Source organism: Stenotrophomonas sp. Iso1, assembly GCF_027497995.1.
Classification (GTDB): domain Bacteria; phylum Pseudomonadota; class Gammaproteobacteria; order Xanthomonadales; family Xanthomonadaceae; genus Stenotrophomonas.
The window spans coordinates 485,598-499,912 of record NZ_JAODBT010000003.1 but is presented as its reverse complement, the minus strand read 5'-3'; the positions used below and the strand labels follow the sequence as shown (position 1 = coordinate 499,912).

The 14,315-nt window shown below is 60.0% G+C and carries 14 protein-coding genes; 6 read left to right on the top strand and 8 right to left on the bottom strand.

Features of this window, described 5'->3' with window-relative positions:
- Positions 1 to 621: 621 nt before the first annotated feature.
- Together PAN08_RS15085 and PAN08_RS15080 are read right to left on the bottom strand one after the other, a co-directional pair.
- Positions 622 to 1,047 carry a hypothetical protein gene (locus PAN08_RS15085; protein WP_269792318.1) on the bottom strand — a complete coding sequence of 142 codons (426 nt, stop codon included), beginning with the start codon at positions 1,045 to 1,047 and terminating at the stop codon, positions 622 to 624.
- A 755-nt stretch (positions 1,048 to 1,802) separates the two neighbouring features.
- Positions 1,803 to 2,114 (bottom strand): hypothetical protein, encoded by a 312-nt coding sequence (locus PAN08_RS15080; protein WP_269792317.1) that lies wholly within the window; start codon positions 2,112 to 2,114, stop codon positions 1,803 to 1,805.
- Between the two features lie 891 nt (positions 2,115 to 3,005).
- Here PAN08_RS15080 and PAN08_RS15075 point away from each other — a divergent pair.
- From PAN08_RS15075 to PAN08_RS15060, 4 genes are all read left to right on the top strand, one after another.
- Positions 3,006 to 3,653 carry a Qnr family pentapeptide repeat protein gene (locus PAN08_RS15075; RefSeq protein WP_269792316.1) on the top strand — a complete coding sequence of 216 codons (648 nt, stop codon included), beginning with the start codon at positions 3,006 to 3,008 and terminating at the stop codon, positions 3,651 to 3,653.
- A 460-nt stretch (positions 3,654 to 4,113) separates the two neighbouring features.
- Positions 4,114 to 4,785 carry a methyltransferase domain-containing protein gene (locus PAN08_RS15070; protein WP_269792315.1) on the top strand — a complete coding sequence of 224 codons (672 nt, stop codon included), beginning with the start codon at positions 4,114 to 4,116 and terminating at the stop codon, positions 4,783 to 4,785.
- Entirely contained in the window at positions 4,782 to 5,105 is a 324-nt protein-coding gene (locus tag PAN08_RS15065; protein ID WP_269792314.1) for a YkgJ family cysteine cluster protein, read from the top strand. Before PAN08_RS15070 ends, PAN08_RS15065 begins: the two co-directional genes overlap by 4 nt.
- A 108-nt stretch (positions 5,106 to 5,213) precedes the next feature.
- Positions 5,214 to 5,369, top strand: coding sequence for a hypothetical protein (locus PAN08_RS15060; protein ID WP_269792313.1), 156 nt, complete (start codon positions 5,214 to 5,216; stop codon positions 5,367 to 5,369).
- Between the two features lie 240 nt (positions 5,370 to 5,609).
- Here PAN08_RS15060 and PAN08_RS15055 read toward each other — a convergent pair whose 3' ends face one another.
- On the bottom strand, positions 5,610 to 7,190 hold the full coding sequence (locus PAN08_RS15055; RefSeq protein ID WP_269792312.1) for an alpha/beta hydrolase: 1,581 nt from the start codon (positions 7,188 to 7,190) through the stop codon (positions 5,610 to 5,612).
- A gap of 179 nt (positions 7,191 to 7,369) precedes the next feature.
- Between PAN08_RS15055 and PAN08_RS15050 the strand changes: the two genes are divergently transcribed.
- A complete protein-coding gene (locus PAN08_RS15050; protein WP_269792311.1) occupies positions 7,370 to 9,079 on the top strand; it encodes a sensor histidine kinase in 1,710 nt (569 codons plus the stop codon).
- Positions 9,067 to 9,768: a LytTR family DNA-binding domain-containing protein gene (locus tag PAN08_RS15045; RefSeq protein ID WP_269792310.1), complete on the top strand. Its 702-nt coding sequence runs from the start codon at positions 9,067 to 9,069 to the stop codon at positions 9,766 to 9,768. Before PAN08_RS15050 ends, PAN08_RS15045 begins: the two co-directional genes overlap by 13 nt.
- Positions 9,769 to 9,855: 87 nt before the next feature.
- Here the strand turns inward: PAN08_RS15045 and PAN08_RS15040 are convergent, their stop codons facing one another.
- The 5 genes from PAN08_RS15040 to PAN08_RS15020 all read right to left on the bottom strand — a co-directional run bounded on the left by PAN08_RS15040 (position 9,856) and on the right by PAN08_RS15020 (position 14,010).
- Positions 9,856 to 10,812 carry an MBL fold metallo-hydrolase gene (locus PAN08_RS15040; protein WP_269792309.1) on the bottom strand — a complete coding sequence of 319 codons (957 nt, stop codon included), beginning with the start codon at positions 10,810 to 10,812 and terminating at the stop codon, positions 9,856 to 9,858.
- A gap of 171 nt (positions 10,813 to 10,983) precedes the next feature.
- Positions 10,984 to 11,868, bottom strand: coding sequence for a subclass B3 metallo-beta-lactamase (bla, locus tag PAN08_RS15035; protein WP_269792308.1), 885 nt, complete (start codon positions 11,866 to 11,868; stop codon positions 10,984 to 10,986).
- A 131-nt stretch (positions 11,869 to 11,999) separates the two neighbouring features.
- The gene (locus PAN08_RS15030) at positions 12,000 to 12,362 is read right to left on the bottom strand and encodes a DUF1801 domain-containing protein (RefSeq protein ID WP_269792307.1); all 363 of its coding nucleotides are present in this window, start codon (positions 12,360 to 12,362) and stop codon (positions 12,000 to 12,002) included.
- A gap of 136 nt (positions 12,363 to 12,498) precedes the next feature.
- On the bottom strand, positions 12,499 to 13,152 hold the full coding sequence (locus PAN08_RS15025; protein WP_269792306.1) for a heme-binding beta-barrel domain-containing protein: 654 nt from the start codon (positions 13,150 to 13,152) through the stop codon (positions 12,499 to 12,501).
- A gap of 576 nt (positions 13,153 to 13,728) precedes the next feature.
- Complete coding sequence (locus PAN08_RS15020; protein ID WP_269792305.1) at positions 13,729 to 14,010, bottom strand: DUF3247 family protein; 282 nt, start codon at positions 14,008 to 14,010, stop codon at positions 13,729 to 13,731.
- Between the last annotated feature and the right edge of the window lie 305 nt (positions 14,011 to 14,315).

Sequence of the window (14,315 nt, the reverse complement as noted above, 5' to 3'; positions counted from 1 at the left end):
GGGCAAGGTCGCGTTGGTGGCCTGCATGCGCAAGCTGCTGGGAATCGTCAATGCCAGGCGACGTGATGAACTGCGTGCCGAGGAGTTAGCCATGGCCTGAGCTGCAGCTTCACAAGACAGTTGCTGAGTTAAGCCGCGCCGCGAAGCGGCGTCGGCTTGAATGAGTTGTTAGGCCTTGGCAGCAGAAACCGCCAAACGGCAGGAGCCACCGCGTACAACACTAGGCCCAATGTATAAGGCCAACCGCCCACCTGGACGAGTCGCCAGAACGGGACTGATCCGCCAGACTGAAGCGCAAGCCAGTGATAGCTGCCCCAAGTGGCTAAATACAAAAGTGCCGATATGAGTACCCCAGCAACAAGCAGCCCCCAGACGGCCAAGTGTCCCGTCCGCTGAACTACAAGAACTCCGAGGGCAGCAGCACCTACTGGTGCACTAATTTCGAGAGCTGTCCGCAAAAAATCGTTCGTTGGAAGGGTAGCTAAATACGAAACTAGCAGACTGGTGACAACGAACAACATTATAAAAATCAGGTGCGGACGCACACGTGACATGAAATCCTCCACGGCCTAACTCTTGAGTTAAGCCGCGCCGCAAAGCGGCGTCGGCTTGGACGAATTGTTAGGCAGCAGCAAGTTGTCGAGCACCGAAGAGACCGACCTTGTAGCCCGCCTGCTGCAGGGCCCTCGTGGCCCGCCCATTTAGTACGAGCAGGGTGACGAAGTTGACCAAGGGCACGAACATGGCGAGGAAGAGTAGCGCGATTACCACGCCTGAGATCTTCAGCCCGCGGCACACCTTGTAGAGTCCGACAAAAGCGCCCACGAGACAGAGCAGCTCGATCAGGAAGAATGATCCCATGACCAGTGTTCCCGCGCCTTGAGACAGCCCGAGGCCAGGTGCCGCAACGAGCGATCCCACCGCGAGAACATGAGCGACGATCACACCGATCAAGATTCGCTGGCCATAGATGAGGTGCGAGAGGTTTTGTGATGTGTTGCCGCCGCCAGCCAGAGATGCTGAGGGCGCGTTGTATGGGTTCTGCATTTTTACCTTACCCCTGTGGTTGAACCGTTTCTGCTGCCTAACTACCTAATAGACGGACCCGTGGGTCCGGTTATACGACTTACCCACAAAGCACCGTATGGCGGGCTTTCCCCTTGATACAGCTTGATCTTAGGGTGACCGGGTCCGGCTAACAAGCCGGTGTTTAACCGAACCCAGCGGCAGGCTCGGCGGCCGCACCAATGGCCGCTATGGGTCGCATGACGCCCTGCGGCCAGAAGTGGACGTTCGCAACTCCGGGATTAAGCCGGCCCGCGCAGCGGGTCCGGCTTGGCCAAATCGCTAAGGTGCATCATTATTAATGCACTGAAGTGCTCCAGGGGGACTGAAATCCCCTCCATTTTTAATGACATCCTCCTGCGTGTAGGGGGAGGGGGAGCAAATGTGGAAGCACCCTCCGCCGATCATGGGTGCGCCGCCTCGTAGCTCGCACTGGATCAGGCATTTGTCTGAGTTTGTACTGCATCGTAGAGCTGCGAATTTGATGGTGCACCACGAGTCGCGTTGGTAGTCATCTTCTCGCAAAGGCGAGATGTCGCATGCAGGTGCGTAGGCAGGCTTGCTGAGGCTTGAGGTGCACGCCCCGCCGAGTAGTAGAGCAATGGCGGGGACGAAGAACTTCACGGCATTCATAGTGGTTCTGGTACTCCATCGTAGGCACTTAGCGGCCAGCAGCGGACGTTCGCAATACACCGCGTTAAGTCGCACGGCGAAGCAGTATCGGCTTGAATGAACTGCTAGGCCGTAGCCAGGTGCCGAAGCGCATGGCGCAGCTCCCATTGCTCACAGGCCCGACTAGAAATTGTTCCGTCAGGCAGTAAGTCTGAGATATTGAAACCCTCTTCAACGTCCTCATAGTACAGGGCGATGTTGCCAGCTTTGGCCACCACAAAGACGGTCTCGACAGTGCCTAAGCGATCAATCTTGGCGAGATAGGGGACGACCTTGCACTGTTCAAAAATTCGCTGTTGCTCAATTGAGCAATCAGAGAGCTGTCTGGCCACAAGTGCGTCTAGTTCTTCTGCTGAAATTGGTTGCCAAGTATCCATACAGCCCAACTCTGGAATTGAGCCAACTCGCGAAGCGAGTTCGGCTTGAATGAACTGTTAGGCCTTGCTTGGCCTAGCTAGATAGACGCAGAGGCTTGATGCTCCTGCGACAAGCTCAATGATCACAGATTGCTGGTTGTGAGAATCGGTGAACTCAAGCCGAGCTCCATCCGTATACCCCTGCTGATTGGTCATGAGCCAAGTCCACTGCAACGGCTTGCCGATGCAAGAGGCCCATAGATAATTTATGGTTTGGTGGGAGGGACCTGGGTATGAGCCAGAAGTGACCGCAATTGTGTCGTCGTCAGCTATGTCAGAAAACGCGATCGTAAGCGTGTCGAATTGCAGCTCTACAGCCATGATGGGCGGATAGTTAGGGTCAAGCAGGATCTCCCGAACGTGCCGGAGATTGCCGCCGTCGTAACAAGCATTTCTGAGTAGTTCGAGCATGCGGTCCGAGGCCTAACTACCTAATAGACGGACCCGCGGGTCCGGTTATACGACTTACCCACAAAGCACCGTATGGTGGGCTTTCCCCTTGATGCAAGACGATCTTAGGGGGGCTGGGTCCGGCTAACAAGGCGGCGTATAGCCCGACCCGGAAATAATGCGGAGGACCTCACCAGATCTCAGCCAGAAGGCAGATGGATGTCCGCTACGGGTCGGAAGCCACCTCTCAAAGGCGACAGCTCCCGGCCAAGCAGCGGGCCTTCGCAACGCAAATCAGTCCGCGTCGCGATGCGGCGTCAGCTTGAATGCGCGGTTGAGCAGCGCACGGCTGTGCTGTCGATGCTGCCAATCCAACTGCATGTTTGCGTATCGTGTCTCATTCCATGAGATCGTCTTTGCGTCCCATATGTCGGTACAACAACTCGCTGCGCACACCTATCTATGACTGTCCATGTACATCGCAACGCGCGAATCAAACCCGATCAGTTCACCGGTAAAAAAGTCGTCGATACACAATTCTTTAATTGCGATTTCTCTCGCACAGATCTTACGGATACCGAATTTGTAAGGTGTACGTTCTACGACCCGGATCTGCAGGTCGGGTGCAAATTCGATGCAGCCACGCTCAAAGATGCAAGCTTCAAGCAATGTGATCTGAGCATGTGCACCTTCACCTATGCCAAGGCGCTCGGCTTGGAGATCAGCGAATGCCGGGCTCAGGGCGCTGACTTCAGTGGTGCGAGCTTCATGAACCAGATCACATCACGGACGTGGTTTTGCAGTGCCTTCATCAAGAAGAGCAATTTGAGCTACGCGAACTTTTCGAAGGTCACGCTGGAGAAGTGCGAGCTTTGGGAGAACCGATGGATGGGCGCCAATGTTCTGGGGGCAAGCTTCAGTGGCTCGGATTTATCGGGTGGCGAGTTCCAATCGTTTGATTGGCGAGCCGCCAACTTCACGCATTGCGACCTGACCAATTCCGACTTGGGTGAGCTTGATCTACGTTCGGTCAATCTGGAGGGCGCAAAGATCGACCCGGTTCAAGCAGCGTTACTGCTTCAGCGAATGGGGGTTGTCGTCAGCGCGTAGCTCTGCAGGTTGGTACTGCTGGGTAGGAGGCTCCACCTTGGAGTCAAGCCCAGCAGTTGGGTGGCAGCACGGACGGGTGTGTTTTAGGCCGCACTCTCTCTTCACGACGTGGTGTGGAAGCGAATCGCTGAACATGTGGCAAGAACACGCTGCAGTCAGTGAATGTCCATCCGGGGCGGATTGCAGCTCTTGGATTCCAACCATTACCAAGCGCTCCCTCATAAACGGCCAGCATCGTTTTCGTAGGGGCGCAACCAGGGTTGAGCCGCCTGACCCAGCCACGAGCCAGTAGGCCGGCCTTTGCCAAATGTGAAGGTCGGCACATGCGTAGTGTTAGGATGAGGCAGCAGGCTCAGTCTGTTTCGCGCGCTCTGCGCAGCTGCCTTGATAGTTGCCCACTCCGCTCTCTTCCATGCGTTACCCGCTCGATACATGGGTGGTCGCTCGACGGGAGGGCGCTATGCCCGGCTATTTGACACGCAACGAGAAGGTCACCATTGGTGGCCAGCTTTACCTGCTGCGCATCCTCAGCGACAAACAACAGTTCAGCGATCCGGATGGCCATGGCGCACGCCTTGGGATATCTTCGGCGCAATGGAGCCTGTTCGGCCAACTGTGGCCATCAGGCCGTTTACTTGCCCAGGCCATGTGCCGCTTTGATATCGAAGGCAAACGCATACTCGAACTGGGATGCGGCATTGGATTGGCCAGCCTTGTGCTGCTGCAGCGAGGCGGCAATGTGGTTGCCTCCGACATACATCCGCTGGCCGAGTCATTTCTCGCCTACAACGCCGCGCTGAACGCCTTGCCCGCAGTCCACTACCGCCATATGCGCTGGGATCGAGAGCTGCCTTCGCTGGGTACGTTTGATCTGATCATTGCCAGCGACGTTCTTTATGAGCAGGACCACGCTGCTTTGATGGCAGATGTCATACGGCGGCATGCAAATCCCAAGACCGAGGTGGTGATCACCGATCCGGGGCGGGGCAACAGTGCACGTTTCAGCCGAATGCTGGGCCTGCAGGGCTTTGACTACAAATTGACCAAGTGCCGAATGAATGATGCAGATGTGGAGCCGTTTCGTGGACAGTTGTTGCACTACTCACGCGACGCGCCGGCGGTAGCGACATGAACCGGATGGAGCGCGAGAAGATTGCCAAGATCACATGTGCCACATGCGATGCACTTTGCTGCCAACTGACCGTGGTGTTGAGCGAAAGGGACGCGGTACCGGCGCACCTGACAACGCGATTGCCGAGCGGACTGCATGTGATGGCCAAAGACGAGGACGGCTGGTGTGTGGCTCTGGACGGACAGCAGATGAACTGCCGTATTTACGACAGCAGACCCAGTGTCTGCAGATCCTTTGTCATGGGCGGTCCCTATTGCAGGGCCGAGCGCGACGAACATGCACGGCAGAGCGGTCGCACCATCGCGCTGCAACTTACCTGAGGAAAAATAATGGCGATACCACCGCGTAAGACGGGCTTGGCCCCTGCAGGAAAGGCACCTTCAACCACCGGCCCCAACGTCCAGCAGCGCAACTTGAGCCGCGAGCGTATGGCGGAAGACCTGGCGGCTTTCAATAGCGCTGGTGGAAAAATCGAGGTGCTCGGCAACACGCCGTTCCGCATCAAGCTGACCCCTGAAAAGCCTGCTGCCACCAAGGGCAAGACACCCGCCTCAACGGTGAGCCGCGCTGACAAGCCCGAGTAACACCGACGCCCGTATTGGCATCCAGCGGATCGGCCGTTCTTCGTAGACACATGATGTCTGCATGTCTGCGGTGAGTCGTATCACGCTTGGCTATCTGGGGTGGGTAACAGCGGAAGCGCTGCCCTGAAACCAGGGTCTGTTTCCATATCGCATGCGCCGCTTCTTTACGAGGCGGCGCATGCGGATTACTTACAAAGCAAGCCTACTCCGCTGCGGCAGTGGACGCCTTTGTGCGAGCACCTACAGCTGGGCTTTGCTGGTGATGAACACTGGCAGCGGCACCTCCAGCGATGCATCGGTCACCGGGCGGCCTGCAAGGAAACCGGCGATGTTTTCGGCGACGGCCGCATTGCCAATCCACATTTCGTTGTCATGGCTGGCATTTCGCACCAGCAGCTGTTGGCCCTTGCTGAAGCCGGGCAACAGCGCCCGTGCGTTGGCCTGCGGGGTGCGTCCATCGAGCGTGCCACTGATGAAGAGCACCGGCACATCGCTGCGCAACGGCCCACGGTACGCTTCACCCAGGTCGGGCAGCCCCAGGCCCTCAGCGAGTTCCGGGAATGGGAAGTTCAACGCGTCGCCGAGCACGCTTTCGCGTGCCTGTGCGTTGACCAGGGCGCGCCGTTGCGGGCTCAGCCCAGATGCCACGTCCATCGCCAGCGGCATGGCGCGGAAGCTGCCGAGGTCTTCACGGATCATCAGCGCGACACTGCCCAACAGGCTGTAGTCGCCGGCCTCGGCTTCGCGCAGCGCCAATGGCAACATCCGCTGCAAGCCGCGACGCCCGAGCATGATCGCTATCGCGAGCTGTGCGTCGTACTCGCCGATGGTCACTTTTCTGCCGCCATGCATGGGGCTGCTGGCCTGGCCCGGCTGTCGGCGCAGAACTTCCAGAACGCGCCGTGCCGAGCCTTCTAGATCGTCGAAGCCGTCTTTCCGGGCGACGACCGCAAGATCAGCCAACAGGGCATCCGCTGCCAATGGCAACTTGATCGTGTCGTCCGGCCCCTCACTGCCCATCAGCACCACGCGCTCCAGACTCGGGCCGTGCCGGCGAACGGTGGCCAGTGCCAAGTGCGTGCCGTAGCTCATGCCCCACAGGCTGATGCGTGGCAGGCCCATCGCACGGCGCAGATCCTCGATGTCGTCTGCACTTTCGGCGGTGGTATAGGCGCCCAGATCGACGCCGGCCTTTCGCCATTCGGCGACACAGCTGGCGGCGGTTGCGCGCAGTGCAACCAGTGCAGCATCCCGCTGCAGCGGTTGGGCGTCATCAAAACCGTGCGAGTGTGAGCATTCCGGCGGCATCTGCGAAAAATCGGTGCCGCGCTGGTCGAGCAGCAGCACGTCGGTTTCGCGACGGACACGGTCAAACACCGGCCAGCGCGGCCCGAGTGCCGTACCAAAGCCGGAGCCGCCAGGGCCCCCAGCCAGGTACACCACCGGGGCGGCGCGACCATCACCTCCGGTCGCAGGCAGGCGCACCACGCGCAGACGGATGCGCGGGCCATTTGGCTCGCTGTGGCGACGTGGTACTTCCAGAAAAGCTTCTTCCGTGGCGATCGTGCCGTTGCCCTTGGTTTCCATGGCATAGGGCGAGAACACCAGCGGTGCCGGCGCATCACCCGCCAGTGCCGGCACTGCACAGGCCAATGCAAGACACAACACCGCCAGCTTGCCAGCCAGTGGGAACAGCCGTGTCACATGCGTTGCCGACTCGGTGGATGCATCGTTGCGCTGCCGTGGTGCCATCGAAGCCGCCGACAAGGCGCGTGGGCAAGCATCGCGCTTGCTGAAAACGAAAAGGGATTTGCGGGACATGGCGGACTCCGGTTGGGAGGGATGCGAACGTGGTTCTGGCCCCGGTGCCCGGGGAGGGCGCGGGGCAATTTCCCCACGGAAGCCAGCATCCCCTCCGTCGCGGTGGTTGCGTCGCGTCCGTCCGCCGAACGTCTCCAAACGACCGTCCAGTGTCTCCGCGCAGCCGATACGATAGGCACATGCCTATCCTGCGAACCTTGACCGTCCTGACCGTGTTGCTTGCCGCCGTCGCCGCGTGGCTGGCCGTCTCGCTGCCGGACATGACGAAGGTGCAGGTACTGACCGGCGAAATGGCGCCCGCAAAGGTGGCAGCGACCGGTGACTTGCCACACAGCCCGCCTGCCGACGTGAAATGGCGTCCGCTCGATCAGGTTGTTCTCGCCGATTGGGTCGGTCCTTATTGGCTTCGCTTTCGGTCAGCCACGTCTTCCTCGGAGGATGATGACGGCCGTGCGCTGCGGCTGTCGTTGCGCGGTGCCAGCCAGCTGTACTGGAACGGTCGGTCATTGGCAGGCAATGGCACCGTCGGTCGTACCGCCGAAGAGGAACAGCCCGGCCGCATCGATATCGTCCGTGTGCTGCCGGCACCGGCTGCCACGGGGAAAGACGAGTTGATCGTGCTCGCCTCCAGTCAGCAGCAACGGGTCCGCCTGCACAGTGCGGACGTTGTCGCGGTGGTGGCACCGGCGGCGCTGCTCTATGGCGATGTTCTGCGGCCCTGGCTGATCGCAGCCTTTGCAACAGGAGCGCTCGCGGCGGCATGCCTGTACTTCCTGGCGGTGCAGCGTGGTCGCTCGCGTATGCCCGGTGCCCACCTGCTTCTGGCGTTGTGCGCCGTTGGCTTGGCATTGCCGGTTGTCGAGGCGTGGCGCTCGCTGCTGGGCTATGCCTATCCATGGCATGGCCCGCGCCTGCTTCTGTTGTTGGGGCTGCACCTGGCAGCGGCGGTGCTGTTGCCGGCCTACCTCGCGCGCCGCTTTGGCGTTGTGGTGCCGGTTGGCCTCCGCATCGCCTTTGTGGTGGCGCTCGCGGCGATCGCCATCCTCATGCCCGGCTTTGACACGCGCTCGGCAGCGGCGCTGCTGTTGAGCCTGCTGGCTTCGGCAGGCTTGCTGTTGTGGGCCCGCGATGCGCAGGAAGAGCGGTGGCCGATTTTGGCGCTGGTGCTTGCCGGCGCGCTGGCGCTGGTGATGGCACGTGGGGCCTTTCTCGACGGCCCCTATTTTCTGCTGTTGGCGGTGCTGATGGGCTTTTTGCTGCTACGCCATGCGGCACAGCTGCGTGCGCTGGACCAGCACAACGCTCGGTTACGCGAAGAACGCGCCCAACTTTCGCTGCAGCTGCTGCAGAGAGGAATCCAGCCGCACTGGCTCATGAACACGCTCACCTGCCTGCAGGAATTGATCGAACAAGCGCCCCTGCGTGCCAGTCGTCTGGTTGAATCGCTGGCCGAGCAGTTTGACCGCCTGCGCGACAGCAGCAGCCGTCAGAGCGTTCCGCTGGCGGACGAACTGGCGCTGTGCCGCAGCCACCTCGACATCGTTGGGTTGGCGCTGGATCACCCCATGACGCTCGAAGTGGATGCCGATGACCTGCGCCTCTCATTGCCCCCTGGCATCCTGCATGCGCAGGTCGAGAACGCGTTGACCCACGCCGGCGCCGTTGCCTGCGCGCAGCGTCCGTTCCGTCTGTCTGTACGACGCCATGACGACCGTTGGATTCTGGAGCTACGCAGCGCTCGCGGTTCCGCGCCACATCGTGGACGAGGGACGGGCACACGCTACATCGAGGCAAGTCTGGCTGCGGCCTTTCCCGAGCGTTGGCGTTTCGTTCAAGGCAGTGATGGCGCCGACTGGTGCGGCCGAATCGAGCTCACATGCGCATATTGATTGTTGAAGATGAGCCATTGGTACGCCAGCGTCTGTTGCGTCTGTGCGCGGAGTTGGCCGGCGCACGTGCACGCTTCGATGCAGTTGCGGACCTGGAATCTGCGGGCGACCGGCTGGAACGCAGTGTCTATGACGGGCTGTTGTTGGATCTGAATCTCGGCGGAGAGGACGGCTTTGAACTGTTGCGTCGCGCGGTAGCCGGGCGCTATCACTGCGTCGTTGTCTCCGCCCATCGCGAGCGTGCGCTGCAGGCCTTCGAGCATGGCGTGCTGGATTTCGTTCCCAAGCCGTTTTCGCGGGAGCGTCTGGGCCAGGCACTGGAGCGCTTGCTCGATGTGGGCCGTTACTGTTCCGGTCGTGCCCGCTACTTGGGAATATGGCGCGCACAAGGCACCGCACTGGTCGAGCTGGCGGACGTGATGTGGATTCGCGCGGACGGTGACTACAGTGAGCTACGCCTGCGCGAGGGCCGCAGCGAACTACACGACAAATCCCTTGCCGGTCTGAGTGGTGTGCTTCCACCAGATTTCGTGCGCTGCCACCGTTCTTACCTGGTCAACCTGCGGCACATCCGCACCCTGCATGCCGGCTCGGGGAGCCGTTACTGGTTGATCATGAGCGACGGTGCGGAGCTTGCCGTGGGGCGTGCGCATATCGCGGCATTGCGGAGCGAACTCGGGCTTGAGTGAGGCTGCCCGAATCCGCTCTGTCAGCGTGTGCGAGCTGGTGGGGCGGATCGTCCGCAGGATGCTGCGATAAGGATCGCATCCACACCTTCACCATTCGCCGCGACGATGATTCGAGACCCAGCGGTACATTCCCATGATGTTCAATTTGTTCATCGCATCGAACCCAATCCATTTGCGGGTTGCATCGCTGAACGTCACGCTGCGATACAGCTGATCCCATGATTGGCCAGCACGCACCAGGTCCAACACTTGTTGGTGCAGGTCGACCATGTAAGCACGCAGAGCGACTTCATCGTCCCTGGTGGCCGGTGTGTAATGCCCCACGTCGATGAAGTCCACCTCCTGCTTGATCACCCAATCGAGCGTCTCGATCCAACCGGGATAGTAAAAGTCGAGGAAGTCGTTGTATGGCATGGATTTGCTTTCGCACACATCCGTGCACTGCAGTGCCTTGTATGCCGGGAACAGCACCATGATCATGCTGTCCGAGTGGCTGGGTGCAACGCGGTGCAGCAAGACGGTCTCGCCGCCCAGCGTGATGGTCATGTCCTTGTCGAAGACACGGTCGGGAACGGCGGTAGGGATTCTCTCGCCGACGATCGGCTCGACGGCACGCTGGTTGGCGACCACGATGGCGCCATCCTTCTGAAATACCTGGCCACCGCTGATGTGATCGGCATGGCCATGCGTGTAGATCACGTACTTCACTGGCACGTTGAAGCGCTTGCGGATTTCGTCCCGCAACCAGCCGGCGGTGCACGTCGCTGCCGGATCGATGACCAGCGCGCCTTCATGGGTGATCAGGACCAGGCCACTGTGCACCGCCAATCCGGGTCCACTCGTATGGCGATAGAGATTGCCTTTTACCTGCTCCAGCCCGCGTGGCATGTCAGGGCAGGCCGCGCCGGTGAAGTCCGGCAGCACTGCGCGGTTGGCGTACTGGGCTTGGTCGACCGCAATGCCATCGTCCGCAGCGTGTGCTGGCAGGGGCGGCATCAATACCGCTGCAAGCAGCAACGACAATGTGAATACGTGCTTTGCCATGACAAGTTCCCGCTGGGGTAACCATGAGACCGCTGTGCACGCCGGATCATGGACCTGATCGAGTGGGATGTCAGCAATGCAATGGCGGTCACCATCCAACGCTGCCGCACCGGCGCTGGTTTGTTTTCACTCGTGCTGCTGTGAGCAAGTCAGCCTGACTGTGGTTGTGGCTCAGGGCAGTTCCGCACGTTCTTTTGCCTTGGCGAGTGCGGCTTCAAAATTTACCCGGGACTCGGCCACCAGCGCCGGTAGCGCGGAAGGGTCTACAAACGCATCGGCATTGCCACGCCGGAGTTGCGCTCCGCGTTCAAGAACATCTGCCGCGCCGGGATGGCTGGTCAGAACGATATCTGCCTGCATCGTCGCCAGTTTCGCGAATGTTGTCTGGAAGTCTTCGGCGATGCCGGGGTAGGCACGGTTTGCGACCAGGGTGTTGCCTGCGACCGTGATGCTGCACAGAAAAAGCACTTTTCGTGGGGTGCCGCGATCATTCACGGTCATGCTCCAGCTGGTGCAGCCGCGTGTATGGCCCGGCGTGAGATGGGCCGTGAGCTCGGTTTCGCCCAAGCGAAGCACTTGGCCGTCGCTGACAACCGCATCGACGTTTATCGGGGCAAAGGGTTGAACTCCGTAGTTGTTGTCGCCCTCATTCTGGCCATGCTCAAGCGCCCATTGGTCGCCAGCACTGGCCAGGACGCGCGCACCGGTATCCCGCTGAATCTGTGCCATCGCGCCGACATGATCAGCATGTGCGTGGTCGCTGATAAGCCATCTGACATCGCGTAGTTTGACGCCCAGGCTTTCGATATTGCGCTCGATCAGGGCGGCATTCTGCGCAACCGTGGCATCCAGCAGAATCGCGCCCTGTTCGGAGGTGATGAGGTACGCCGAAAGCCCTCGCGTGCCGACGTAATGAATGTTGCCGGCGATGCGAAAGGGTGTGACAGGTTCAGACCACTCGGGTGGGTCGGCTGCCATTGCCGACGAGGCCCCTGCACCAGCCACAGCCGCCGCAACGACGCGCAGCGCCCAACAAAATTTGCGATTCGATTTCATGCGTTGAGCCTCGTCTTGAATGTGACGAGACAGTGGGCCGTTAAGCCGTAGCGCACAAATGAATAGATCTCGGCCGAAGCATCAATTTTTCTTATGGGGCCGAGGCCTTCCCATCATTCCGCTTGAATCAACTACTGGCCTCGATTCTTGGCCGCTTCCCATGCCAGTGGCAAGTAGTGGGCCAGGTTCTTTTCCTTGATGCTCTGTGCGGAGTGCAGCTTGATATGCCGCCTTCCCTTTCCACTTCCTTCAAGACATCCGTGAGGGTCGATGATGCTGGCGCCGCAGCTGAACTCCAGCGAGACATGCTGCTTGTATGCAAAAACACCGCAGAACTGCACCCCTGAGGAGAAGAGGATGCCGCCGTACTTCACATCTTCCGACACATTGGGAATAAGCGTTTTGATTAGCTTGCGAACGGAAGTGACAAGCGCGTACTGCTCATCTCCGAGCAGGCAAATGTCATCCAGAAGTGATTCAACGGTCTTTGTCATCACGATGTTGCATCTACCTTGGAAGGAGGCCGGCCCGAATGTGGGCTCGGCGTGGGTCGATCTATCCTGGCGCGGTTCAATCCGTAGCCTGTCCCGGGCCGAGGGCATTGCAGGTCAGTTCGGGGGAGTCACGGCTTTAGGCCGGTAACGCTTCCGGCGCAGCGGCCCGTGCCGTCGGGTTGAGCAGCGGCTCGCCAATCTTGGTCAGGGTGTTGCGATCAGTGTGACGGAAGGGCTCGGCCTTGTCGGGGATGATCAAGATCGTTTCCTGTTCGTACGACCAGGTGCCGTCGTCATTAAGAGTGACGTGGATGTCGTAGCTCTCTGTACGGAACGCATGTTCGAGGAATGGATTGGACAGGATGCCGTTGGTCTCCGAGCCGCGTACCGCGCGTAGGTGGAACGATTTTGCATCCGGTGCTGCTTTGCCTACCGCCATTGCGGTCTGGCCACGCGGAATGGAGAGCGTCTGGATGATGGTGCCGGTAGCCGGCTCCCACAGCCAATGGCCGACCTGGTCATGGAAGGTTTCCACGTCATCGGGTTTCACGATGCGGGTGTGGTAACGCAGCCCGTAGAACAATTGTGGTCCATTGGTCTGCGCATCGATAGGATGCAGCTCAGTGTGCTCGATATACGCCTGATGCTCAGCGCCATAGGTCTTGGGGTTGACGTCCATGCCGCGCTCGCCGCGCCAGATGCCGGCCATGGCGGCAAGTGGGCCGAGGTTGCCCAACGTGTTGGTATCGGGCGTCGGCTCGGTGTAGATGTCTTGCGGAAAATTCGTCATGTGGCGCAGCTTGCGGTGGCAGAGGGTTGCCTATGTTACGCATGCCTGAAAGCGATGCTTGATGTGGTGAACCCGAGGGCGTTGGGGGCAGGATTGGACCACGGTTGACGATGTTTGGTAGATCAGTGGAAGCGTTGGCTGTGCCAAAGCGTGGGTCAGCCAACGCTGTTTTCTTTCTGTACCAAGGTGGTAGCAAGGGTAGGGCAGCGGCCTTACTCTTCTTCTTCATTCTCGCGGCCGGGTGCCTTCTTTTCACGCTCATGCTTGTCTGGTTGCGGTGGCTCCCGTTGCGGCTGTTGGGGGCTCTGCGGGCCAGCATTCAGTTGGCCCGGATTCTGTTCGCGTTGGTTGTTCATGAGGGAGTCTCGTCTGCACGGCGGATGCCGCATCTGCAGCTTCCTTGTGGCAGCGTTGCCTGGCCGTCATGGGGCGTCATGATCGCTGCGACGTGCGTGAATGAGGGCCCTGCGCGGCTTGGGTTCCTGTGCCTGCACGCCGGTAATGGGCATGAATAGCCGCTAGTCAGCCGCACTGTGGTGCGTGTTCTGCACACACAAGTGCTGCACCGCGATCGGTCTAGTACGTGCCAAGGCGAGTGAAGTGGTCGATCTCATCCAGCCAGACAAGATGGAAGCCGCCGTCACCGGTATCGAGCCGCAGCTGACCATTGGTGCCTTCATTTCCTTGCGCATCAAGAAACTGCTGCACGTTGGGGCGCTCTGGCAGCATGCCGACCAGCACGCTGCCGTCGTGCATGTGAAGCTCGACGCGCATTTCCGCATCAAGTCCGCGCTGCAGTTCCTTCAGGCGGTTGATCGTGGCCTGGTCCACGTGGATGCGTGGTGCGGTTCTGGCCATCTCATCGCTCCTGTTATTGCGTGTTCGACGGAGACACGACGCTACGCGAGGGATTGCTAAATCCCGAGCAAGGTTGTGTGTTGCTTTCATCACACGCTATTGAGAAGTGGAGCGCCGCCCAGATGCGGCAGGCCGGATGGGATGGCGCTCATCAGGAAAAGCCAGTGGGTTTGACCGCCCGTGTGGGATTAATCCTAAATCTGAGTGGGGCAGCCGATATAACCACACGTGGCGGGTATCGTCCTCGGCTCGACGCGGTGAGACAGCCTTTCGCATCACCCGCCTGATCTCCCCCGCATGAGCCT